At 38.8% G+C, this 23,524-nt stretch carries 26 protein-coding genes; 17 read left to right on the forward strand and 9 right to left on the reverse strand.

Annotation, left to right across the window (positions count from 1 at the left end; genetic code table 11):
- Positions 1 to 2 precede the first annotated feature (2 nt).
- On the forward strand, positions 3 to 365 hold the full coding sequence (locus ACG59Z_RS03440) for a glyoxalase superfamily protein (RefSeq protein ID WP_400197938.1): 363 nt from the start codon (positions 3 to 5) through the stop codon (positions 363 to 365).
- A gap of 4 nt (positions 366 to 369) precedes the next feature.
- Here the strand turns inward: ACG59Z_RS03440 and ACG59Z_RS03445 are convergent, their stop codons facing one another.
- From ACG59Z_RS03445 to gstA, 3 genes are read right to left on the reverse strand one after another with little or no spacing between them, the layout of a single operon-like run.
- Positions 370 to 750, reverse strand: coding sequence for a nuclear transport factor 2 family protein (locus tag ACG59Z_RS03445; RefSeq protein WP_400197939.1), 381 nt, complete (start codon positions 748 to 750; stop codon positions 370 to 372).
- Between the two features lies 1 nt (position 751).
- Positions 752 to 964, reverse strand: coding sequence for a 2-hydroxymuconate tautomerase family protein (locus ACG59Z_RS03450; protein WP_400197940.1), 213 nt, complete (start codon positions 962 to 964; stop codon positions 752 to 754).
- Between the two features lie 39 nt (positions 965 to 1,003).
- The gene (gene gstA, locus ACG59Z_RS03455) at positions 1,004 to 1,606 is read right to left on the reverse strand and encodes a glutathione transferase GstA (RefSeq protein WP_400197941.1); all 603 of its coding nucleotides are present in this window, start codon (positions 1,604 to 1,606) and stop codon (positions 1,004 to 1,006) included.
- Between the two features lie 97 nt (positions 1,607 to 1,703).
- Here gstA and ACG59Z_RS03460 point away from each other — a divergent pair, with 97 nt between their 5' ends.
- Entirely contained in the window at positions 1,704 to 2,627 is a 924-nt protein-coding gene (locus tag ACG59Z_RS03460; protein ID WP_400197942.1) for a LysR family transcriptional regulator, read from the forward strand.
- Here ACG59Z_RS03460 and ACG59Z_RS03465 read toward each other — a convergent pair.
- Positions 2,619 to 3,185, reverse strand: coding sequence for a nicotinate-nicotinamide nucleotide adenylyltransferase (locus ACG59Z_RS03465; RefSeq protein WP_400197943.1), 567 nt, complete (start codon positions 3,183 to 3,185; stop codon positions 2,619 to 2,621). The two genes, ACG59Z_RS03460 and ACG59Z_RS03465, sit on opposite strands and share 9 nt — an antisense overlap.
- Before the next feature lie 109 nt (positions 3,186 to 3,294).
- Between ACG59Z_RS03465 and ACG59Z_RS03470 the strand changes: the two genes are divergently transcribed.
- The gene (locus tag ACG59Z_RS03470) at positions 3,295 to 4,095 is read left to right on the forward strand and encodes an enoyl-CoA hydratase-related protein (RefSeq protein WP_400197944.1); all 801 of its coding nucleotides are present in this window, start codon (positions 3,295 to 3,297) and stop codon (positions 4,093 to 4,095) included.
- Here ACG59Z_RS03470 and ACG59Z_RS03475 read toward each other — a convergent pair.
- The 4 genes from ACG59Z_RS03475 to purL all read right to left on the reverse strand — a co-directional run bounded on the left by ACG59Z_RS03475 (position 4,092) and on the right by purL (position 9,917).
- Positions 4,092 to 4,409: an NGG1p interacting factor NIF3 gene (locus tag ACG59Z_RS03475; RefSeq protein ID WP_400197945.1), complete on the reverse strand. Its 318-nt coding sequence runs from the start codon at positions 4,407 to 4,409 to the stop codon at positions 4,092 to 4,094. The two genes, ACG59Z_RS03470 and ACG59Z_RS03475, sit on opposite strands and share 4 nt — an antisense overlap.
- Before the next feature lie 68 nt (positions 4,410 to 4,477).
- Positions 4,478 to 4,603: a KGW motif small protein gene (locus tag ACG59Z_RS03480; RefSeq protein ID WP_400197946.1), complete on the reverse strand. Its 126-nt coding sequence runs from the start codon at positions 4,601 to 4,603 to the stop codon at positions 4,478 to 4,480.
- A gap of 192 nt (positions 4,604 to 4,795) precedes the next feature.
- The gene (locus ACG59Z_RS03485; protein ID WP_400197947.1) at positions 4,796 to 6,001 is read right to left on the reverse strand and encodes a multidrug effflux MFS transporter; all 1,206 of its coding nucleotides are present in this window, start codon (positions 5,999 to 6,001) and stop codon (positions 4,796 to 4,798) included.
- Between the two features lie 82 nt (positions 6,002 to 6,083).
- A complete protein-coding gene (gene purL / locus ACG59Z_RS03490; protein ID WP_400197948.1) occupies positions 6,084 to 9,917 on the reverse strand; it encodes a phosphoribosylformylglycinamidine synthase in 3,834 nt (1,277 codons plus the stop codon).
- Between the two features lie 309 nt (positions 9,918 to 10,226).
- Between purL and ACG59Z_RS03495 the strand changes: the two genes are divergently transcribed.
- From ACG59Z_RS03495 to pal, 12 genes are all read left to right on the forward strand, one after another.
- Complete coding sequence (locus ACG59Z_RS03495; RefSeq protein WP_400197949.1) at positions 10,227 to 11,567, forward strand: deoxyguanosinetriphosphate triphosphohydrolase; 1,341 nt, start codon at positions 10,227 to 10,229, stop codon at positions 11,565 to 11,567.
- A 92-nt stretch (positions 11,568 to 11,659) separates the two neighbouring features.
- Positions 11,660 to 12,535, forward strand: a complete 876-nt coding sequence (locus ACG59Z_RS03500; protein WP_191012007.1) for a hypothetical protein — start codon at positions 11,660 to 11,662, stop codon at positions 12,533 to 12,535.
- Positions 12,536 to 12,597: 62 nt separating this feature from the next.
- Positions 12,598 to 12,831 carry a hypothetical protein gene (locus tag ACG59Z_RS03505; RefSeq protein ID WP_400197950.1) on the forward strand — a complete coding sequence of 78 codons (234 nt, stop codon included), beginning with the start codon at positions 12,598 to 12,600 and terminating at the stop codon, positions 12,829 to 12,831.
- A 33-nt stretch (positions 12,832 to 12,864) separates the two neighbouring features.
- Entirely contained in the window at positions 12,865 to 13,464 is a 600-nt protein-coding gene (gene ruvA / locus ACG59Z_RS03510) for a Holliday junction branch migration protein RuvA (RefSeq protein ID WP_400197951.1), read from the forward strand.
- Positions 13,465 to 13,472: 8 nt separating this feature from the next.
- Positions 13,473 to 14,477: a Holliday junction branch migration DNA helicase RuvB gene (ruvB, locus tag ACG59Z_RS03515; RefSeq protein ID WP_002052424.1), complete on the forward strand. Its 1,005-nt coding sequence runs from the start codon at positions 13,473 to 13,475 to the stop codon at positions 14,475 to 14,477.
- A 205-nt stretch (positions 14,478 to 14,682) separates the two neighbouring features.
- Positions 14,683 to 16,017 (forward strand): M20 family metallopeptidase, encoded by a 1,335-nt coding sequence (locus ACG59Z_RS03520; protein ID WP_400197952.1) that lies wholly within the window; start codon positions 14,683 to 14,685, stop codon positions 16,015 to 16,017.
- 211 nt (positions 16,018 to 16,228) lie between these two features.
- Positions 16,229 to 16,636, forward strand: coding sequence for a tol-pal system-associated acyl-CoA thioesterase (ybgC, locus tag ACG59Z_RS03525; protein ID WP_004699892.1), 408 nt, complete (start codon positions 16,229 to 16,231; stop codon positions 16,634 to 16,636).
- A gap of 23 nt (positions 16,637 to 16,659) precedes the next feature.
- Entirely contained in the window at positions 16,660 to 17,358 is a 699-nt protein-coding gene (gene tolQ / locus ACG59Z_RS03530; RefSeq protein WP_311069436.1) for a protein TolQ, read from the forward strand.
- Positions 17,358 to 17,810, forward strand: coding sequence for a protein TolR (gene tolR / locus ACG59Z_RS03535; RefSeq protein WP_400197953.1), 453 nt, complete (start codon positions 17,358 to 17,360; stop codon positions 17,808 to 17,810). Before tolQ ends, tolR begins: the two co-directional genes overlap by 1 nt.
- A gap of 3 nt (positions 17,811 to 17,813) precedes the next feature.
- The gene (gene tolA, locus ACG59Z_RS03540; RefSeq protein WP_400197954.1) at positions 17,814 to 19,196 is read left to right on the forward strand and encodes a cell envelope integrity protein TolA; all 1,383 of its coding nucleotides are present in this window, start codon (positions 17,814 to 17,816) and stop codon (positions 19,194 to 19,196) included.
- Between the two features lie 90 nt (positions 19,197 to 19,286).
- Positions 19,287 to 20,567 carry a Tol-Pal system beta propeller repeat protein TolB gene (gene tolB, locus ACG59Z_RS03545; protein ID WP_263614380.1) on the forward strand — a complete coding sequence of 427 codons (1,281 nt, stop codon included), beginning with the start codon at positions 19,287 to 19,289 and terminating at the stop codon, positions 20,565 to 20,567.
- A 27-nt stretch (positions 20,568 to 20,594) separates the two neighbouring features.
- On the forward strand, positions 20,595 to 21,158 hold the full coding sequence (gene pal / locus ACG59Z_RS03550; RefSeq protein ID WP_263614381.1) for a peptidoglycan-associated lipoprotein Pal: 564 nt from the start codon (positions 20,595 to 20,597) through the stop codon (positions 21,156 to 21,158).
- 54 nt (positions 21,159 to 21,212) lie between these two features.
- Here the strand turns inward: pal and ACG59Z_RS03555 are convergent, their stop codons facing one another.
- Positions 21,213 to 21,401 carry an NF038105 family protein gene (locus tag ACG59Z_RS03555; RefSeq protein ID WP_002052586.1) on the reverse strand — a complete coding sequence of 63 codons (189 nt, stop codon included), beginning with the start codon at positions 21,399 to 21,401 and terminating at the stop codon, positions 21,213 to 21,215.
- A 182-nt stretch (positions 21,402 to 21,583) separates the two neighbouring features.
- Between ACG59Z_RS03555 and ACG59Z_RS03560 the strand changes: the two genes are divergently transcribed.
- Both ACG59Z_RS03560 and ACG59Z_RS03565 read left to right on the forward strand, forming a co-directional pair.
- Positions 21,584 to 22,555, forward strand: a complete 972-nt coding sequence (locus ACG59Z_RS03560; RefSeq protein ID WP_263614382.1) for a class 1 fructose-bisphosphatase — start codon at positions 21,584 to 21,586, stop codon at positions 22,553 to 22,555.
- A 57-nt stretch (positions 22,556 to 22,612) separates the two neighbouring features.
- Complete coding sequence (locus ACG59Z_RS03565) at positions 22,613 to 23,389, forward strand: TrmH family RNA methyltransferase (RefSeq protein WP_396462412.1); 777 nt, start codon at positions 22,613 to 22,615, stop codon at positions 23,387 to 23,389.
- The last annotated feature ends 135 nt before the right edge of the window (positions 23,390 to 23,524 follow it).

Here is a 23,524-nt window from a genome sequence, read left to right on the forward strand (position 1 = left end):
TGATGCAAACTGGTTCAATCACTCCAATTTTAAGAATTTTTGATGTTGATTTAGCTCAATCATTTTATCTTGAGTTCTTAGGTTTTCAGCTTGATTGGCAACATCAATTTGAAGATAACTTCCCGTTATATTTACAAATTTCTAAAGAAGATTGCATCATCCATCTCTCTGAGCATTTTGGAGATGCGAGTCCGCATAGCGCAATCCGTATTTATTGGGAACATATTTATGAGTTACATAGTGAACTCAGTCAAAAAGATTATAAATTTTCTAAGCCTCAGGTTGAAAAAACAGATTGGGAAACACTTGAACTCAGCATCACCGATCCTTTTTCCAACCGAATTATCTTTTGGGCAGATGCTTAATCATTCAGTCAGCTAAAATTTGATAATGGAATACTTTCGATATAATTCTCCATTGATCATCTTCAAACACCAATGTAATTGCATCATAAAAATATTTAGGGTGGATAACGCATTCAACATGGACTAGCGCCAACCGTTCATGAATCAAATTGATTGAACTGATTTTATCCTGTCGTGTTTGTTGCTTTGAAGCTGGAGAAATCCGACTCGCAACAATTGGAAAATATTCAGCCATGCTAAGTCGTAGTACGGGTTGCTCGGTTACATTGATATATATGGCATCAGGATGAAAAACATTATTTAGAAGTTGCACATCACAAAAATACAAACCATCAAAATATTGTTCTAGTTGTTTCTGAATCTCAGTAATCGGATTATTTTGCATTTTAAGTACTCAAACTTTGTCTTTTTCGTATCGCAGAAACAGTTTCACCTGCAACACCCCAGTTATCAGTTTCAACCTCATCAATGACTACAAATGTAGTTGCAGGATCTTTATCAAGTACACGAACCATAAGCTCTGTTGCTTCTTGAATTAATTGCTGTTTTTGCTGTATTGAGACATTTTCTTTGGTAATTTGAATTAAAATATAAGGCATATAGACCTCCTTTTATAATTTTATTTAATAACAAAAGAATTAGGCTGCTTCGGCTGCAATTGCATCTTGAACTGTTTGGCGCTCAGAAATTCTGTTCATAAAACTGGCTAAATGGCTAAAGTGTGCTAAATCAAGGCCAATAAAATCAGCCCAGCGTGTGACAACAAAAAGATAAATATCAGCAATCGTAAAGTTGGTTCCTGTTAAGTAATTTTGCCCATTTAATTGTTGATCGACCCATGCATAGTGCTTATTGAGGGTTCTGCTATATATGTTTTTACTTTTTTCACTGTAAGATTCATTAAAAAATGGTGAATACGCTTTATGAATTTCAGAAGCAATAAAATTCATCCATGAGAGAGTCTTGTAACGATCGGCGGTATTTATTTCAGCTAATAAATCTTTTCGTGACGATTGATCAACAAGAAATTGGCTAATTACAGCTCCTTCCGTTAACAATGAACCATCATCAAGCTGTAATAAAGGGACTTGTCCTTTTTTATTAAGTTGATAAAAGTCTTCACCCTTTTCTGTTAAATGCTGGTGTAAATCAACCTTGGTTAATTCAAATGGAAATCCTAACTCTCTTAAAACAATATGTGGCGCTAAAGAACAGGCATTTGGTGAATAAAATAGTTTCATAAAATAACTCCATATAAGGTATGAAAATCATCTTATTGTTTACTTATATGTGCTTAAATAGCCCAGAACTCAAATCATTTTTTACATGGTGTAATAAATGGCTCAACAGCTAAAAAGAATGATGTTTAGTAGCGTAGAGCTATTTTGCTTAGTCGCAGAAAACGAAAGCTTTTCCAAAGCAGCACTTCATGCAGGTGTTAGTCCAGCAGCGGTAAGCCGTTCAATTGCCCGATTAGAAAAACATTTAGCAACACCACTTTTTATGAGAACGACTCGACAAGTACGTTTGACACCACAAGGAAAAATGTATTTTGAGGAATGTAAACAAGCATTAAATCAAATTTTAGAAGCTGAGCAACAACTTAAAAACCAAAAGCAACAACCCTCAGGTTTGATTCGAATCAGCGTACCAACACCTTATGGGCATTACCGAATATTGCCATTATTAGCAAAATTCTCACGACAATATCCTGCCATCGAAGTTGATGTTCAACTAACCAATAAAAATGTGGACTTTATTGCGGAAGGATATGACTTAGCAATTCGTGGACGACAATTTGCTGATTCGAATTTGATTGCACGTCAACTTGAACAAGCTGAGCTAATTGTGGTGGCTTCGCCAGAATATTTAAAAAATTTCGGCACACCGCAGACCCTTGACGATTTACAGCATCATCAATGCATTCAATTTGTGTTACCTAGTACAGGAAAAAATGTACCTTGGTTATTCAATTCAAATCAAACTATTGAATATCAAAGCATAGGTAAGATTCGTTGTTTAGATGATATTTTAGGTACTGTCACCTTAGCAAAACATAGTGCAGGATTATTACAAACCTACCGTTTTATAGTAGAAAAAGAGCTTAAAAATGGAGAATTGCTTGAGGTTCTTACAAAATTTTCAGGAACTTCGCGTCCTTTTTCTCTCCTCTACCCACATAAAAAACACGAATCTTTTCATATTCGTGTTTTTATTGATTTTCTGATTCAAGAATTAAGGCCACAAACTGATTTAATTTAAATTACTTTTATCATCTATGAGATATTTGCGTTGTAATTCAGCATAAACTTCCGTCTCTTTAAATTCATCTAAAAATTTAATCGTTCCTACAGGAAAAAATTCCGTTTGGATTTCACCACGATAATAAGCTTCACGCATTGGAGTTGCAGAAATTGAATCTTTTAAGCTATCAAGTTCGACCATCACCCATTCTGGAAATAGTCGTAAATAATAAGATGACTCATCTTTGAAGTGGCCAATCAAACCAACTTTTGAGTTCGGTTCTATTACACCATTTACTAATGATTTGACTTGTTTTACCCACTTCTCATCATTGTAAACATCGACGACATGTACAAAACGAATGCGCTTTTGCTCATCTAATGAAAAATTAGATAAAATCATTTGTTCTCGTTCAATTGCAAGAAACGGATTTTTTATATTACGTTCCATTTGGGCAGAACCTAAAGCCAAAATCACATAGCGACTTTGTTGCAGTGCAATTTCAATCGTTTGCATATGTGCCAAATGAAATGGCTGAAAACGACCTATAAAAACGAGATAGTCAAATGTATACATAATTAGTTTTTCACTTTTTATGAACTCACCAGTTACGCTCATTACAAAAAATATGCGCCATAATGAGAACCTAAAAATCAACAACGTGGTTTAAAGCAAGGATAGTACGATGACACTTAGCTGTATTCAACAACCTCATCAACATTTACAAGCAAATTTAGAAGGTGGCGTACTCACCTTAGCCATAAATCGCCCAGAAGCAAAAAATGCATTATATGGCGAACTTTACTTATGGATTGCCAAAGCACTTGATGAAGCCGACCAAAATAAAGATATACGAGTAATTGTTCTACGTGGTGCCGAACATGACTTTACCGCTGGTAATGACATGAAAGATTTTATGGGTTTTGTACAAAATCCGAATGCTGGTCCAGCAGGTCAAGTTCCTCCATTTGTACTCCTTAAATCTGCTGCCAGATTATCGAAGCCGCTTATTATTGCAGTAAAAGGCGTGGCAATTGGTATTGGTGTTACGATTTTATTACAGGCAGACCTCGTTTTTGCCGACAATACGGCCCTCTTTCAAATTCCTTTTGTTAGCCTTGGGCTTTCTCCTGAAGGTGGTGCAAGTCAATTATTGGTTAAGCAAGCAGGTTATCACAAAGCAGCTGAACTACTGTTTACTGCCAAAAAGTTTAATGCAGAAACTGCTGTACAAGCTGGTTTAGTTAATGAAATCGTTGAAGATGCTTATGCCACTGCTCAGGCAACTGCCCAACACTTAACAGCTTTACCGCTTGCTTCATTAAAACAAACCAAAGCATTAATGAAACATGATTTAGATCAGATTATTGAATGTATTGACCATGAAGCAGAAATCTTTATGCAACGCGTTCAATCACCAGAAATGCTAGAAGCTGTGCAGGCATTTATGCAAAAACGTAAACCGGACTTTTCACAGTTTAATTAAAAATCAACTTCTATGATTTGAATAAACTCAAAGGCAGGCTCTTCGTAAGGATGGCTTGCCTTTAATGCTTTCGCAACCTCACTTGCTTTTTCTTCAAGTACAATTGTTTCAACACGCCATTCTTCAACTTGTTCGAGTTCTCCCAACTCTCCAATATAAGGATCAGCGCCTTTGACTGGTTTAAACTGCCCTATTCCTTTCACTTGCCATGCACAGTGTTCATAATTACCGATACCACCTGCTCCAGCAGTAAATATGGACTGTTTAGTCGACTCAAGATGTGAATCAGGCACGTAATAAATCAGCTTTAACATAAGTAGAATGACTCAAAACTAGTAAACTTGCTTTAAATCATACCGTTAAAAAAGCTTCTAAATCAAAGTCAGCTCATCATTACCAAATAATTTGCTCCAATAAAAAGTATTTGTAGGGCAAGCGCCAAGCCAAATAAGCGCCAACCTTTATCTCTTGTGTACATCGTTCTTATGTGATTTTTGTTTTTCATCATTTTGATCTCCGATTTTTATCGTTGTTACAGAGAAAGCAAAAATTGAACCAACCTCGAACCAAGCATAAGGGGTTAAATACACATATGTCTATACTCTTACAAATTTTCTTAAATTTTATAGAACTATAATCACTGACCTTAAGCTCAAAGAACTTTTAAAATTCAGTGAGCTATCATTATTTCTTAACTCTTTTAGGCATTAGATTTCTTTAAATATCTATTCTCATATACAGTCATCATAAAGGCTAAACCACATAAAATGACGAAGCCGCAAGTCATTGGAATCAATGTACCGTTATATAACTGCCCAATAATAGAGGCTAGAATAAGTGACAATACAGACGAGGCTGCACCAATAATAGCCGATGCCATGCCGGCAACATGTCCCATTGGTTCCATTGCAATCGCGTTTAAATTACCAAATAAAGTTCCAAATAATAAAAATAAAATGCAGGCATAAAGCATAAACATCCAGAATGATACAGCCACGCCTAAAAGTTGAATTCCTAAGAAAACCAAAGAAATTAAGCACAAACCTAGAAAGCCATAAATACAAATTGGACGCATACCAAACTTCATCACAATTTTAGAGTTGGTAAATGAAGCAATTCCCATCACACCCGCAAGCACAGCAAAGTAAGCACTAAATTCTTGTCCTGTTTTACCAAACTGCTGCATAAAAATTTGTTGAGAAGTTCCCAAATAGCCGATAAATCCACCAAAGCAAAAACCTGCACATAGCAAATAACTCATGGTGGTCTTATTACTTACGACTTCTTTAAAGCCCTCTTGAAATGCTTGTAAACGCATAGGTAAACGGTTTTCAGGAAGTAGCGTCTCTTCTAATCGTAAAGCGACCCATGCCCCAACGACTGTGGCATAGACCATATATAAAACGAAAATGTCACGCCAACCAAAGAAATGAATAATAAGCTGTCCCAGACTTGGTGCAATCGCTGGAGCGACCATAAATACCATCATGATTAAGGACATAATACGGGCCATTTGAGCGCCGCTGTATTTATCTCGTACAATCGAAATAGATGCGACGTAAGGCCCTGAAACGCCAATACCTTGAATAAAGCGCCCTACTAAAAACCATTCAAAACTTTGTGTGGTAAAGCACAATAAACTTCCCAAAAAGTAAATGATGATCCCAGCAAATAAAATGCGTTTACGACCAATCGCATCAGATAGTGGTCCCGCAATGAGTTGCCCTATCGTCATACCGGAAAAAATGCCAATAATGACCCACTGTGTCTGATTATTATTCTTTAAGTCAAAAACTCGTCCAATCTCGCCTAAAGCCGGCAAGACAGCATCTATTGAAAAAGAAACAATCGACATGAGCAATGCCATCAGAAGTGCAAACTCACGGAAATGGATTTTTGATTTCATTTTTCTTCTCTACTATTTATTCTACTCACATTGTACTACATACAAATAAGCCACCTTTCGGTGGCTTATTTCAATTTTTATATTAACCGATAAACTTACGTGCGTTACGGAACATACGTAACCATGCACCGTCTTCAGTCCACTCTTCTGGACTCCAAGAGTGTTGAATGGCACGGAAAGTACGCTCTGGGTGCGGCATCATAATCGTTGCACGACCATCTTTAGATGTTACGCCCGTAATCGCTTCTGGCGAGCCGTTCGGGTTCAATGGATAATGTTGAGTCGGGTTACCATGACTGTCAACATAACGTAACGCAACTTGGTTCGCTGCATTCAAGCTTGCAATATCAGCTTCACTCGCAACTGCACGACCTTCACCATGTGCAACAGCAATTGGTAAAATCGAACCTTCCATACCATCAAGTAATACAGAAACAGATTTTTCAACACGAACGTTTACGCTACGCGCTTCAAAAACTTCTGACATATTGCGGTGGAAACGTGGCCAGTGTTCAGCACCCGGAATAAGCGGTGCTAACTGTGACAACATTTGGCAACCATTACAGATACCTAAGCTAAACGTACCTTCACGCTGGAAGAATTGCTCAAACTGATCACGTAACTTCGCATTGAACAGAACTGATTTTGCCCAGCCACCGCCTGCACCCATTACGTCACCGTAAGAGAAACCGCCACAAGTCACTAAACCTTCGAAATCACTTAGGCTCACACGACCAGCAAGTAAGTCGCTCATGTGTACGTCAATTGTGTTAAAGCCAACTTTATCGAAAGCTGCTGCCATTTCAATATGACCATTTACACCCTGCTCACGCAAGATTGCCATATTCGGACGACGGCTATTAATAAACGGTGCTTCGATAGGTTCATTTAAGTCAAATGTAGGTTTTGCAATTAAACCCTGATGTGATTTATCAGTAATTAAAGCAAATTCTTGGTCAGCAGTTTCAACGTTATCACGTAAACGTTGGATCTGATGAGATACTTCAGACCAAGCCTGTTGTAAATCTGCACGCTCTAAAGTTAAGCCATTTACAGATAATTGATCAGTATTATTTACGCGACCAACTACAGCAATTGCGTCTTTCAAGCTAGAAGCAGCAACTTCTGCTTGTAAAGCTTCCCAATCAGCTGCTTTGATTTGAACTACTGCACCAATTTCTTCTGCAAATAAGCCCGCAGTAGTTTGGTTTTCTAATGCCACACCTAAACGTGAAGCAAACATCATTTCAGCTACAGTTGCGAGTAAACCACCATCACCGATGTCATGGTAAGCTTGAATCAAGCCACGGTTATTCCAGTCTTGAATTAAAGCAAAGAACGCTTTGAAATCATCAAAACTATCAACATCAGGAGTGATTGAACCAATTGCTTTATATACTTGAGCAAGAATCGAACCGCCCAAACGGAATTGTCCTTTAGATAAATCAATACGTACAAGTACTGAATCTTCTAAATTCTTAAGTTCAGGTGTTAAAGTCTTACGAACATCAGCTACAGGAGCAAATGCAGTAATTACACCAGTCATTGGAGATGTTACAGCTTTATCTTCGCCGTTGTCGTTCCAAGTGGTACGCATTGAAAGTGAATCTTTACCTACAGGAATCGCAATTCCTAAAGCAGGACACATTTCCATACCAATCGCTTTTACACCTTCAAACAATGCTTGGTCTTCACCTTTTTGACCAGCAGCAGCCATCCAGTTTGCAGAAAGTTTGATATCGCTAATTTGTTCAATGTTTGCACATGCAATATTGGTAATTGCTTCAGCAACTGCCAAACGAGCAGACGCTGCTGGATTTAACAATGCAACTGGTGGACGCTCACCCATTGCCATTGCTTCACCAGTGAAGCCTTGTAGGCTTGTAGTTGTTACTGCTGCATCTGCAACAGGAATCTGCCAACGACCAACCATTTGGTCACGTGCAACCATACCAGTAATTGAACGGTCACCAATGGTGATCAAGAATGACTTAGACGCAACTGTAGGATTTTTCAATACACGGAAAATCGCATCTTTCAAATCAACTTTTGAAGCGTCAAATTCGTTACCTTTACGCTCAATTGTTTCATAAGAACGTTGCATACGCGGTGTACCACCAAGCATCACTTGCATTGGGATATCAACTGCATTGTTTTGGAACAATGGATCTTCAACAGTTAAATGACGTGTTTCTGTTGCTTCACCCAAAACAGCAAATGGACAACGTTCACGTGCACAGATTGCTTCGAACTGTTCTAAAGACTCCGGACGAATTGCAAGAACATAACGCTCTTGTGCTTCATTTGACCAGATTTCCATTGGGCTCATGCCCGGCTCTAATGAAGGAATCTTACGAAGATTAAGAACTGCACCTAACTCGTGGTCATTTACAAGTTCAGGCATTGCATTTGATAGACCACCCGCCCCAACGTCGTGTACAGAAACGATTGGGTTGAAGTCTTCTAAGCGCCAGCATGTATCGATCACTTCTTGACAACGGCGTTCCATTTCTGGGTTTTCACGTTGTACAGAAGCGAAATCAAGGCTTTCACCCATTGTACCGCTGTCTACAGAAGATGCTGCACCGCCACCAAGGCCGATTAACATTGCAGGGCCACCCAATACAATGAGCAAGTCACCTGGTTGAATCGCATCTTTTTCTACATGGTCAGGACGAATGTTACCGTAACCACCAGCGATCATGATTGGCTTATGGAAGCCCTTCACTTCACCATTTACGTTTTGTTCGAAAGTACGGAAATAACCATTTAAAGCAGGACGACCAAATTCATTGTTAAATGCCGCGCCACCTAATGGACCTTCAATCATAATTTGTAATGGCGATGCCATACGTGAAGGTTTACCGTAGTTTTCTTCCCAAGGTTGTTCAAAACCAGGAATATTTAAGTTAGAAACTGTAAAGCCTGTTAAACCAGCTTTTGGTTTACCACCACGACCAGTTGCACCTTCATCACGGATTTCACCCCCTGAACCAGTTGCAGCACCAGCAAATGGAGAAATTGCTGTTGGGTGGTTGTGAGTTTCAACCTTCATTAAAATATGAGCAGCTTGGCTCTTATATTTATAAACAAAGTGACCATTTTCATCTGCTTTTGGATAAAAACGCATGGTGTCATAACCAACAATTACAGAAGCGTTATCTTTATATGCTGATAAGACATCAGTTGGTGATTCTTTATAAGTATTTTTAATCATTTGGAACAATGATAATGGTTGTTTTTCACCATCAATTGTCCATTCAGAACCGAAGATTTTATGACGACAGTGTTCAGAGTTTGCTTGTGCAAACATCATTAACTCGATGTCATTTGGGTTACGGCCAAGTCGAGTGAACGCTTCGGTTAAATAATCAATTTCTTGTTCAGATAAAGCAAAACCAAATTCGTTGTTAGCTTTTACTAATGCTTCTTTACCTTCACCCAAGATATCAATTGAGTTTAAAGGTTTTGGAGCTGTTTCTGAAAAGAGCGCTTTTGCATCATCAATTTGAGCAAAAACAGTTTCTGTCATACGGTCATGAAGTACTTGTTTTACTTCATTAGAAATTTCAGAAACACCTTTTAACGTAAATAAAAGACCACGTTCTAAACGGTGAACTGGCGTATTACAGTTCTTGAAAATATCAGTTGCTTTAGAAGACCAAGGTGAAATAGTACCCACACGTGGTGTTACTAAAATCTGAATCTCATCACTTGCAGGTTGACGAAGTTCAAAAGACTCACCGTCATTTAATAATTGCAAAGCAGATTGATGTTGCTGCTCGTTGAGCGCTTGATCAAACAAATAGACCCATTGGCTGTCAAAAGATTGAACAGAACTAATTGACGATAAACGTGTTAATAGTTGAGCTTTCTTAAAAGAAGAATGTGCTGCTGCACCGGCCACGATAAACATGTTGATTTTGGCTCCACGGGCAGGTCTTGTGAACCTTACCGCAATGTGACTTTAGAGAGAGCGCATATTCTACTGCGTCTTACTAAAATCAGCTAGATGTAGAATCAGTATTCTGTAACCTAATTCTGCAAGAAGTGATGTGTTTTTTGTTCAAAATCATTTTTTTAAGCATTATAGGTAAAAATAAATTGTTTCATGTTTATTCAATAACATAATAAAACCTGAACTAAGACAAACTATGTCGCACCACGCTAGTGCTTTTAAGTTTTTTTTGGCATGATCAGGCTTTATAGTTTTGAATAATGATAAATGGAACAAATGCGTTGGTTAGAACTGCTTTCTGCGGTTCGTTTAGGCAGTAAAAAAAGCAGTACAGAGTTGGCTCGTAGCCCATTTCATAAAGATTATGACCGCATTATATTCTCTCAAAGTTTTCGTCAGTTAAACCGTAAAACTCAAGTTCACCCTCTAGCACAGCATGACGGTATCCATACCCGTTTAACTCACTCCCTTGAGGTTTCCTGTATTGGCCGTTCCATGGGTATGCTTGCAGCCGAAAAAATAAAAGATGAATTGCCCGTTTGGATTTCACCTGCCGATGTCGGCGCAATCATTCAAGCAGCCTGCCTTGCGCATGATATTGGTAACCCACCCTTCGGTCATGCTGGTGAATATGCGATTCGTGAATGGTTTGACGATGCATCACATAATGATTTTCTAAAAAAATTAACGCCCGAAGAAGAAGCCGATGTTCGGCAGTTTGAAGGCAATGCTCAAGGTTTACGCCTATTAACTCGTATTGACTACCATCCAGACGATGGTGGTATGCGTTTAACTTATGCGACCTTAGGCGCATATTTAAAGTATCCTTGGCTTTCAAAAACAATTGCTGCCCAAGGCGATCGTCCCTCTCACCAACGGGCGAAATTTGGTTGTTATCAGTCTGAAAAAGAAATTTTAAAGCAAATTGCTGAGCAGCTTGGTCTCATTCAATTAGGTGAATATCATTACTGCCGCCATCCACTCACCTATTTATTAGAAGCAGCAGATGATATTTGTTATGCCCTCATTGATTTAGAAGATGGCATTATTTTAAATATGCTGAACTATCAAGAGGTTGAGCCGATTTTTCTCAATTTAATTGCAGATTATGGTCAACCTGAAGAGTTGTCACAGCCGAGCAGTACATGGCAACAAAAAATCTCGGCATTACGTGGCCGTGTTATGAAACGTTTGGTCGATGAAGTCACAACAGCTTTTGCCAAGCATCAGTATGAAATTATTACAGGTCAGCTTCAAGGAAGCCTTTTACAATACTGCTCGCCAGATATTGCTAAAGGGATTGAAACAGCTAAAAATCTGGCTCGTGAAAAAATATTTGAACACCCACAGAAGTCTGGTTTAGAAATTATTGCTCATCAAAGTTTGCAAACTATTCTTGACGCATTTGTACCATTAACCATGCCGCATAAATCTTTAAGCTTTAAAGAGCAACGTTTAATGTCTATTCTCCATTTATACGGTGCTCGCTTTAGTAACAACCACTACAACAATATCATGCAGGTACTCGATATTATTAGTAAGTTTTCAGATCATCAGGCTTATAGCTTGGCGCAAGAGCTACAAGGTAATAAAATAGGATTTTTTTAAATGAATCAATTTAAGAGTCTTGTACAAAAATAGGCAAGAATATAAAATATTTGACTATAAAATCTTAAATATCATATAGGTAGAACAACTAAATGCTTAACTGGAACAATGATAAAACTATCCACGAAATTTTATCTGCACCATTAAATCTTGCCATCGACAATTCAGATGATTCTTTAGTCGGTCAAGCACGCTCTGCTGCTGAAAGAGCAATTCAATTTTGTCAACAAAACTCGCCAATATCAGGTACTTTTACTCAAAAAAAGAATGGCTTTATATTTGAGAACTGTAAACTGGATCATTTTGGTGGAGTAGAGGCAATGATACATGGTTATATTAAAATTATTCCAGCAGAACCAATAATTAGGGAGAATTTAAATATCAGCCTATCAACTCTTGAGTTAAATCTAAGCATCCAATATCTACAAGGTAATGAATATATTGAAGGTAATAAGACAACATGGATGGGACGAATAACCACCACTACAGTACGACCACATACCAGTCAACGTTTAATTACAGCACAACAAGCAAGCCAAATTAGATTTGTACATAAAACAGATCAATTGGTGGTTTATTCTCAAACCAGAGAAAATCGCTTTGCAACTATTGTCTATACCTTAACTGATTTTGAATCAGCAAATTACATCACATTAGATCAGGATGAAAATAAAATAAAGTGGTTATCGACTAAAGGAAAACTTCATGTTAAAAATAGTCCCATTGGCACTTATGAAGTGACTTTTAATAATCAAGAACAGCCTTTTACAATGGATGTTCATTTTCCTATTTCAGGAAAATTTGAAATTAAAGATTCAAGTTCTCAAAATTCAATCATTATTTTTGCACAGGAAAATGCTAAAAAATTCGATTATCAAGTCATCACTCAGGGAAATTCTCAGAATAAAGTTACAAAAACCTGGGAAGATTTCTTAGGCTGGGAAACTGAAACTTTTTCTTTTATTTGAGTATGTTTCTCTACATATATCATCTCACGACTTAATTTATCTTTTGGTTATGATGTGCCACAATGGCACATCATAACCTTTACTTTCAGAAACAAGGTTTAGGGGCAATTTTATTATTAGATGCCTTACATCGTTTATACCAAGCCAGTGCCACAGTAGGATTTCCTCTTGTTCTTGTTGACGCAAAAGATGGTGTCGCAGAATTTTATCAACAATATGGATTTCAGCCATTAGGCCAATACCCAAACAAATTGTTTATGACAATGAAAAGCATTGCGCATAACATTGCACCCTAATTTTTAACTCATTTTATTTGAGAAGATAATTTCATGATCGGATGTTTAATTGGCGAAGTGTTTGCCCTAGAAGCCCCTACTGTCTTACTCAATGTAAATGGTGTGGGCTATGAAATTGATACGCCACTTTCAACATTTTGCCAATTACAAAAAGGCCAGAAAGTTACGCTATGGACGCATTTGGTTGTGCGTGAAGATGCACAGCAGCTCTACGGTTTTAGCGATGCTCAAGAAAAAACTATTTTCCGCACCTTATTAAAAGTAAATGGTGTCGGTCCGAAAATGGCATTAGGTATTTTATCAACGTTAAGCGTTGAGTTATTGGTTCACACTATTGAACATGATGATATTAATACGCTGGTCAAAGTTCCGGGTGTAGGTAAAAAAACAGCTGAGCGCTTAATGATCGAACTTCGTGACCGTTTTAAAACCTTGGCTCAAGGCACTTCAACTGCGGCTACCATGCCTCAAATTCAATTTGCTGCAAACTCTCCTGTTGCAGAAGCAGAAGCTGCGCTGCAATCTTTAGGTTATAAGCCACTTGAAGCACAAAAAGCTGTAGCTGCGGTTAAAGCCGACTACACTGAATCAGTCGATATTATTCGTGCTGCTCTTAAATCAATGATGAAGTAAACACACCTATGCAAGACCGTCTAATCAGTGGAACAGAAAAGCCTGAAGATCATTTTGATCGGGCTATCCGACCAACTTCACTTGCCGATTACATTGGGCAGCCAGTTGTACGCGAGCAAATGGAAATTTTCATTGGCGCTGCTCGTGGCCGTGGTGAAGCACTCGACCACACACTGATTTTTGGTCCACCGGGTTTAGGTAAAACCACACTTGCTAACATTATTGCACGTGAAATGGGTGGTAACCTCAAATCGACTTCAGGGCCTGTTTTAGAACGTGCTGGTGATTTAGCAGCGATGCTCACCAACCTTGAAGAAGGTGATGTTTTATTTATTGATGAAATCCATCGTCTTTCACCAGTAATTGAAGAAATTCTGTATCCAGCTATGGAAGATTACCAATTAGACATCATGATTGGTGAAGGCCCTGCTGCTCGTTCAATTAAACTCGATTTGCCACCTTTTACACTTGTAGCTGCAACTACACGTGCGGGCTTACTCACCTCCCCTCTACGTGACCGTTTTGGTATTGTGCAGCGTCTTGAATTCTATTCTGTAGAAGACTTAACTCATATTGTGTCGCGCTCTGCAAACCTTATGGATGTACCGATTACAGTTGAAGGTGCAGAGGAAGTTGCTCGTCGCTCACGTGGTACACCGCGTATTGCCAATCGTTTATTACGTCGAGTTCGTGACTATGCGCAAGTGAAAGGTACAGGTGAAGTGACTCATGAAATGGCACAACGTGCGCTTGATATGCTCAATGTTGATAAAGCTGGCTTAGATACCCTAGACCGTCGTTATTTGAGCATGTTACTCGAACGTTTTGATGGCGGTCCTGCTGGAGTTGAAGCGCTTGCAGCAGCTATGGCTGAAGATAGCGGAACACTTGAAGATGTGATTGAACCTTATTTAATTCAGCAAGGTTATGTTATGCGTACTGCACGAGGTCGCATTGCAACCAACCAGTCTTACTTACAGTTTGGCATGACGCCACCTGAGCCTAAAAACTAATCAAAGGAAGAGAATTTTCTCTTCCTTTTTTTAATTTAACTGTTCTTCTCAACTCAAATAAAAATTGCTTTATCAATAATTTAGCCACTCCATACCTTTTAAGTCTTTCTTTATACCTTATTGATTTTTTAATATTTTTAAAAACTGAATTATAAGAAATCTAGATATTAAATCTTATGAACAATAATATTTTTAGGATAAGGACATGTATAAGAAAGCCGCTTTAGTTTTTCCACTCGCCTTAATGAGTCAACTGAGCCTAGCAGATTGGGTCAAAGATGCCGCACAACAAAATGAAAATCAGGTCATTCAATTAAGACAACATATTCATCAAAATCCTGAACTGGGCAATATGGAAGTTAAGACATCTGCGCTTGTTCAAAAAGAATTAAAGTCTTATGGCATTCAAGTCAAAACAGGTTATGCAAAAACAGGTGTTGTAGGTATTTTAAAAGGTAATAAACCCGGCCCTATTATTGCACTTAGAGCAGATATGGATGCGCTACCTATGGAGGAAAAAAGTGGTGTTCCGTTTGCGAGTAAACAAAAAGCAATTTACCAAGGTAAAGAAACCTATGTGATGCATGCATGTGGACATGATGCACACACTGCAATGTTATTAGGTGCAGCAAAAATTCTAGCTGCCAATAAAGATAAAATATCAGGTACGGTTGTCTTTGTTTTTCAACCTGCGGAAGAAGGTGGAGCAGATATAGACAACTTCACACAAGGTGATCAAATCGGCTCCAGAAAAATGATCGCAGATGGAGCATTTAAAGACTATAAACCTGAAGCCATTTTTGGAATACATGTCATCTCTGGTATGCAAAGTGGCCACCTTTATTATAAAGATGGCGCTATTTTAAATAGTGCAGACCACTTACGTATTCAGGTCAACGGCAAGCAGGTACATGGTTCTACCCCTTGGTTAGGTAGAGATCCGATTTATGCATCGGCACAAATGATTAATAATTTACAGAGCCTTATTAGCCGGAGAACCGACCTTACCCAAGGCATGGGCGTAGTGAGTATTGGTAATATTCAAGGTGGTACAGCAGGAAATGTTATCCCTGAACAGGTCAATATGGTTGGGACTATTCGCTCTAATAACGAACAAATACGAGCAAATATTTTAAAAAGTTTACCAGTCATGATAGAGCACGATGCTCAAGCCAATGATGTGACTGCTAAAGTTGAAATTGCACCTTATGCTCCAGTGACCATGAATGACAAAGCACTGACTCAGCTTATTCAGCCAACTTTAGCCAAGGTTGTTGGAGACTCAAAACTTCATGTTTTAGATCATAATGCAAGCGCAAGTGAAGATTTTGCCTATTATGGAAAATTAATGCCGTCATTCTTTGTCTTCTTAGGCACAACACCAGAAAATCAGGACTTAACTCAAGCTGCACCAAATCATAGTCCTTATTTTATTGTAGACGACAAGGCCTTAAAAACAGGAACCGAGCTGCATGTAAGATTCGTATTAGATTATCCGAATATATCAAAACAAGTTCAAACCTCATGGAAGCCCTCTTAAGTCAAAAGCATGCTAGCCATAAGATGTACCGTTTTTAGATTATAAATAGAGCAATCGCAATTGAAAGGTTGTGCCATAGGACTTAGTATGCAATCTGCTAAACTGCCCCGTATTTAAAAGCAGATGTATGACTTTGATTAGAACTGATGTTTTATTCAGCAGTCATATTTTAAATATAAAGCTCTATAGTGAACTAAAACGGAATACTCTCATGGCGAATCATTTTGAATTCAATATTCGTGTTTATATCGAAGATACGGACGCAGGCGGTATCGTTTACCACGCCAACCACATTCGCTATATGGAACGTACCCGTACAGAATGGCTCCGTGCTTCTGGCGTTGATCATTACTGGCATCAAAAAGACTACAACTTTGTTGTCCACAAAATCGACGTAAAATACATGCGCCCTATCTTAATGGATGACCTAATTACTGTTACAGCACGTGTAGTTTCATGTAAAGCTGCGTCATTTGTGTTGCAACAAAATATTTATCGTGGTGAAATCTTGCTTGCTTCTGGCGAGGTTGAGTTGGCATGTTTAAGTAAAGAACTGGTAGCTCGTCGTCTTCCAGAAGAAATACGTGATCTTATTCGTAAAGAATTGGAACAAGACTAAAAAAACAACCGGCATATGTAACTATGGCAACAAACATTGAATCAACCCTACATATTTCTGACCTTATCTTACAAGCAAGTCCAGTCGTCCAATTGGTCATGCTGATTTTATTGTTAGCATCAATCTTTAGTTGGTACCTCATTGCCAAGTTACATATGGGTTATAAAAAAGCACGTCAAGGCGATGAACATTTCCAAAAAATGTTCTGGTCTGGTGCTGAACTTAATACCCTCTATAACAATGCACAACTCAACTCAAAACGTTCAGGCCTTGAAGATATTTTTTATCAAGGATTGAGTGAGTTCTTTAAACTTAAAAAACGTCAAGCATCTACTTCTCAAACGATTGAAGGCACCGAGCGTATTTTACGTGTCGGTTTAAGTCGTGATCAGGGTACTCTTGAATATGGTCTAGGCACTCTAGCAAGTATTGGTTCTGTTGCCCCATATATCGGTTTATTCGGTACTGTTTGGGGAATCATGAATGCTTTTATTGGCTTGGCTGCCGTTGATCAAGTCACATTAGCGACGGTTGCACCAGGTATTGCTGAAGCACTTATTGCAACTGCAATTGGTTTATTTGCTGCAATTCCTGCGGTATTAGCTTTTAACCACTTTACGGCTAAAAGCGAAAGCGTCTACTCTGACCGCGCACTATTTGCCGAAGAGATGATTGCTTTATTGCAACGTCAATCTGTGGGTTCATCACAGGAAGATGCATAATGGCCATTCAACGTTCAGGGCGCTTTGAGCGCATAAAAAAACCATTAAAAAGTGACATGAACGTCGTGCCTTATATCGATGTAATGCTAGTACTTTTGGTTATTTTCATGGTGACTGCGCCCATGATTACTAGCGGTATCAAAGTCGATTTACCTCAGGCAAATAATCGTCCAATTGAATCCAAAGATATGCCAGCCATGGTAACGATTGGTAAAGATGGCAATATTTATCTTCAATATCAAGATTATAAAGACAACGAGCCACTTTCTCGTGAAAAGCTTGAATCTATTTTAAGTGAAGCACAAAAACAAGCTGAGCAGGAAAACAAACAACTTACGGTTTTAGTGAATGGTGATAAGTCGCGCCCTTACGGTGAAGTCGTATCATTGATGGCAAGTTTACAAGAAGCAGGTTTAACTCAAGTTGGCCTTCTGACAGAGCCTTTAAAATAAGCTATGAACAAAAATCAAAAGCCTCCTTTTAAACAAAATGCGATTGCATTGGGCTTCACACTTGGAGTTCATGCAATTGCCATTGTCGGCTTGCTTTTTTTAGGCTTGAGTAAACCACCTGAACAGCCAAAAAAGCTGACTACTATTTTAGTTAAGCCAGAAGATTTACCACCACCTTTAGCAAAAGAAGTTGAGCAACAAACTACTGCAGAAAATCAGGCAGAAGAAGTTCTAAGCCCGATTGTGGATGAAAATGTTCCTCAAAATCTTCCAGCAATACCATCACCTCCTCCGCCAACAGCACAACATCTGGTTGCCCAAAAGCAAAAAGCTGAGCAGGCACAGCAAGCAAAATTAGCTGAGGAAAAACGTAAAGCTGAAGAAGCTGCTAAAGCGAAACAAGCTGCGGAACAGCAACGTTTGGAGGAAGCTCAAAAACAACAGACTGAGGCTAAGCGTCAAGCTGAGGCAAAAGCTGCAAAAGTTGAAGCTGAAGCAAAAAACAAACATGAACAAAGTGAGGCTCGCAAAGCTGAAGAAGCTGCTAAACGTAAAGCTGAGGCTGATGCAAAACTGAAACGTGAAGCTGAAAATGCAAAACTTCAGGCACAGCAAGAAGCAAAACGTAAAGCTGAAGCTGAAGCAAAAGCCAAACATGAAGCTCGTAAAGCAAACGAAGATGCTAAACGCAAAGCTGCTGAGGATGCGAAAGTTAAACAGCTGAAAGCAGCTGAAGATGCTAAGCGTAAAGCTGAGGCTGATGCAAAAGCTAAACATCAAAAAGCAGCTGAAGATACCAAGCGTAAAGCTGAAGCTGATGCAAAGGCTCAAAAGCAGAAAGCGACTGAGGATGCTAAGCGTAAAGCTGAGGCTGATGCAAAAGCCAAACATCAAAAAGCAGCTGAGGATGCCAAGCGTAAAGCTGAAGCTGATGCAAAGGCCCAAAAGCAGAAAGCGGCTGAGGATGTTAAGCGTAAAGCTGATGCTGACGCAAAAGCGAAACAGCAAAAAGCTGCTGAAGATGCAAGACGTAAAGCTGAAGCAGAGGCCGAAGCAAAAGCTGCATCTGCTAAAAAAGCACAGGAAGAAGCTGCTCAGAAAAAGGGTGAAGCCAAAAAAATTGCATCTTCAGCGAAGCGTGATTTTGAGCAGAAAATTAGAAATGCTTGGGATATTCCAGCAGGAACATCAGGTCAAAAAGCAACTGCGCGTGTCACTCTTAGCGATAGTGGAGCTGTATTATCAGTTATTGTTAGCTCTAGCAACCCAGATGTTAAAGCCAGTGTCGAAGCAGCGATTCGTTCTGCTGCACCTTACCCTATGCCATCTGATCCTGATGCTCGACGCGAAGCAAGATCATTCAGTTCAACATTTACTGCAAAATAAGTATCTTGTTACATGCTTTAAATAGTTTAAGGCATGTAACTATGTTACAAAATCCACAGTCACAAAAATGCCTTCAATGACTTTAAACCTATGAAAACGAGCCGCAAACACCTTTTAGCCTTAACGCTGCTTACAGCATTAAGTCCTCTTGCACCGACAGCTGCCTTTGCTCAACTACATTTAGAAATTGCAAAAGCACCTGATCAGGCGCCTAAAATCGCTATTGTTCCTTTTAATAATGACAATGGACTTTATCCAATTGTTGAAACTGACTTAAACCGTTCAGGACGTTTTACAAGTTCATCGAAAAACTTACCTGCAAATGCTGCCATTAATCAAATTCAAGCATCTGATTGGCAAGCAGCTGGTATTCCATATGTTGTTACTGGGCAAATTAAGCAAACAGCTGATGGGTTTGAAGTCCATTACCAACTTTATGATGTACAAAAACAGCAATATCTTCTCAATGAGTTGTTGAATGTTCCTGCTTCACGCATCCGTCAAGCTGGACATATGGTTAGTGACGCTATTTATCAAGCATTAACTGGTATTGCAGGCGATTTTAGCGGTCGTATCGCTTATGTATTACGTAACCCGGCAACTCCTGCGGAACGTTATACTTTACAGATTGCCGATACAGATGGTGAGCAACCCAAAACTGTTCTCTCTTCACGCGACCCAATTCTGTCTCCAGCATGGACTCCTGACGCTAAAAAAATTGCTTATGTTTCTTTCGAAACTAAACGCCCAGCAATTTACTTACAAGATCTATCTACTGGAACACGTGAAGTACTTACCAGCTTTAAAGGCTTAAATGGTGCGCCAAGCTTTTCACCAGATGGCAAATCAATGCTATTTACAGCATCGATGAATGGTAACCCTGAAATTTATCAAATGGATTTATCAACTCGCCAAGTCAAACGTATGACAAATGACTCTGGCATTGATACAGAAGCACGTTACACACCAGATGGGAAAGCTTTTATTTTTACATCTGACCGTGGAGGCTCTCCTCAAATTTATCGCTATGATTTTGGAGATGGCTCAGTAAAACGCTTAACATTTAAAGGGTCATTTAATGCTCGTGGTACTTTAAGTGCAGATGGCAAAAAAATTGCACTAGTGCATCGACCAAGTGGCAGTAACTATAAAGTTGCTATCCAAGATATTAATACAGGCATTGTCAATATTCTTACTCCAACGAGTTTAGATGAATCACCAAGTTTCTCACCAAATGGGCAAATGGTGGTTTACGCAACTCGTGAAGGGAACCGTGGTTTACTGTCTATCATGTCCACTGATGGTCGTTTCCGTATGAATTTACCGAGTGAACAAGGTGAAGTACGTGAACCAGCCTGGGCACCTAAATAACTTTTTATTCCATTGATGGAGATGATGATGAAATCAATCAAATATTTGGCCCTTCCTCTACTTAGTGTAGCGCTTGTCATGACAGGTTGTGCGAGCCGTAAGCCTGCAACAACGGCAACTACTGGTACTACAAACCCAAGTACAGTAAACACAACCGGTTTAAGTGAAGATGCTGCATTAAATGCCCAAAATTTGGCAGGTGCTTCATCAAAAGGTGTAACTGAAGCAAATAAAGCTGCTTTAGCTAAACGTGTTGTTCACTTCGATTACGACAGTAGTGATTTATCTGCTGAAGATTATCAAACACTTCAAGCCCATGCTCAGTTCCTCATGGCAAATGCAAATTCAAAAGTTGCATTGACAGGTCATACAGATGAACGTGGTACACGTGAGTACAACATGGCTTTAGGTGAACGTCGTGCAAAAGCAGTTCAAAGTTATCTCATCACAAATGGTGTAAATCCACAGCAACTTGAAGCTGTAAGTTATGGTAAAGAAGCTCCTGTTAACCCAGGCCATGACGAATCAGCTTGGAAAGAAAACCGCCGTGTTGAAATTAACTATGAAGCGGTTCCTCCTCTATTAAAATAAGACACTCCAAAAAATAAACGCCCACATATGGGCGTTTATTTTTTGATTCTTAATTTAAGAGGATTTGTTTTCCTCTTCTTCTGAATGTTGCATCGACTCAATCAAATCATGCTTATTAAAAGCTTTATATTCAGGTTTTGCTTCATAGTCTTTCCAAGCTTCCTGAACACTTTCTTTCGAAATTTCTTCTAAATTGATTGGTTCGCCTGCCGTGGGGGTCGCATCAAACTTCTTAGTTGTCATTTCGATTCTCCTAAATATACATTCCTTTGCTATGCAAACAACATACCATGTAAAATGAGGCTTGTAAGCATAAATGCAACACAAATAAAGTAAGATAATTTTTATTTTCCGGCATTCTCATCTAGAATATGCCACGTATTTATTTGACTCATTTTGATGCTTGCGCACAGGAGCGTTTTTTTATGTCCAACCTCACATTGTCCCAATTTTTACAACAAGAAAAAGGGAACCTTACACCTGAGTTGGCCCAAGTCATCGACACGATTGCTACGACTTGTAAAACCATTGACCAAGCCCTACAAAAAGGTGCTTTGGCTGGAATTTTAGGTAGTGCAGGTAATGAAAATGTTCAAGGTGAAACACAGAAAAAACTTGATGTGATTTCTAATGATTATTTAATTGATGCGTTAAAAGTTCATCCTCATGTTGGTGGTCTTGCATCTGAGGAACTTGATGACTTTACACCTGCGCAAGAAAACGGCGAATACTTAGTATTATTCGACCCATTAGATGGTTCAAGTAACATTGATATCAACATGTGCGTAGGAACAATCTTCTCGATTCTTCCTGCAAAAAATGCAGTAACACAAGCACAAGATTTCATGCAAGCAGGTACTCAACAGGTTGCTGCTGGTTATGTGTTATATGGCCCATCAACAATGATGGCTTTAACCGTTGGAAATGGTGTAGCGTTCTTTACTTTAGACCCAGAAACTCAAACATTCTTACTTACTACAGAGAATGTTCAAGTATCAGCAGATACTCAAGAGTTTGCTATTAACGCATCTAACCAGCGTCATTGGGAACAACCAGTAAAACAATATATTGAAGAGTTACTTGCAGGTAAAACATCTGTACGTGAAAAAGATTTCAATATGCGTTGGGTTGCATGTATGGTGGGCGATATTCACCGTATTTTATGCCGTGGTGGTATTTTCCTTTATCCATATGATCTAAAAGACCCGAAAAAAGCTGGTCGTTTACGTTTAATGTATGAAGCTAATCCAATGAGTATGCTCATTGAACAAGCAGGCGGCGCATCAACTACAGGCCGTGTTCGTATTTTAGATATTGAACCAACAGAGCTTCACCAACGTGTTCCGGTAATTATCGGTTCTAAAAACGAAGTTGAACGCGTAACAAGCTATCATTAATAATTAAATTATAGAGGGCGTCATATAGTATGATGACGCCCTTTTGGATATATCCTTATGGCGGTTATTTTTTTAGAATCAAAAGACAATGCAAAAATTAAACATTTGCGTGGTTTAATTGAACTCAATAGCGCCCGAAAAAAGCATCAGCAAACAGTTCTTGAAGGTACTCACCTTTGCCTAGCTTGGTTACAACAACAGAAAAAACTCTTTTCTTTGTTTACAACTGAACAAGCCTTAGAACATCCCGATTTAAAGAAAATAATTGAGCTCCATCAGGGTCATGTCTTTATTATCAGTGAAGTTTTATATAAAGACTTAAGTACTTTAGGTAATACCCTTCCTTGCTTAGCTATTATTGATCTGCCTAAAACTACGTTAACGATTGACTATAACGTAGATACGTTAATTCTAGAGAATGTACAAGACCCAGGTAACGTAGGTACATTATTACGTTCAGCAGCCGCGGCAAATATTAAACAAATTATTTGTACGCAAGGCTCTGCTTCTCTTTGGTCGCCACGCGTTTTAAGAGCAGGTATGGGGGCTCATTTCAGCTTACATTGTTTTGAAAACTTCCAATTGACCGATATTCTTCCTAAATTCGATATTCCTGTTTTCGTTACAAGTTCTCATCGCTCGACCAGTCTTTATTCAAAAGACCTTTCAAAGCCATGTGTTTGGATTTTAGGTAATGAAGGACAAGGCGCAAGTGATTATGCTTTAGAACACGCACAATCCGTGACAATACCGCAACCAGGTGGTCAAGAGTCATTAAATGTAGCCATTGCAGGATCTATTTGTTTTTTTGAGATGGTTCGCCAGCGCCAATAAAACGTTAATTTATTTTACATCGCTCATATTTGTGAAAAAAATCATTTACACTACTAAAAAATAGCCGATTGTTGTCAACCTCCCACCTCTTTTCAACGTTATATAAGAGATATATTGAAGATAAGGTGGGTACGT

The organism is Acinetobacter sp. ABJ_C1_1 (assembly GCF_044684115.1).
GTDB classification, from domain to species: Bacteria; Pseudomonadota; Gammaproteobacteria; order Pseudomonadales; family Moraxellaceae; genus Acinetobacter; species Acinetobacter nosocomialis_A.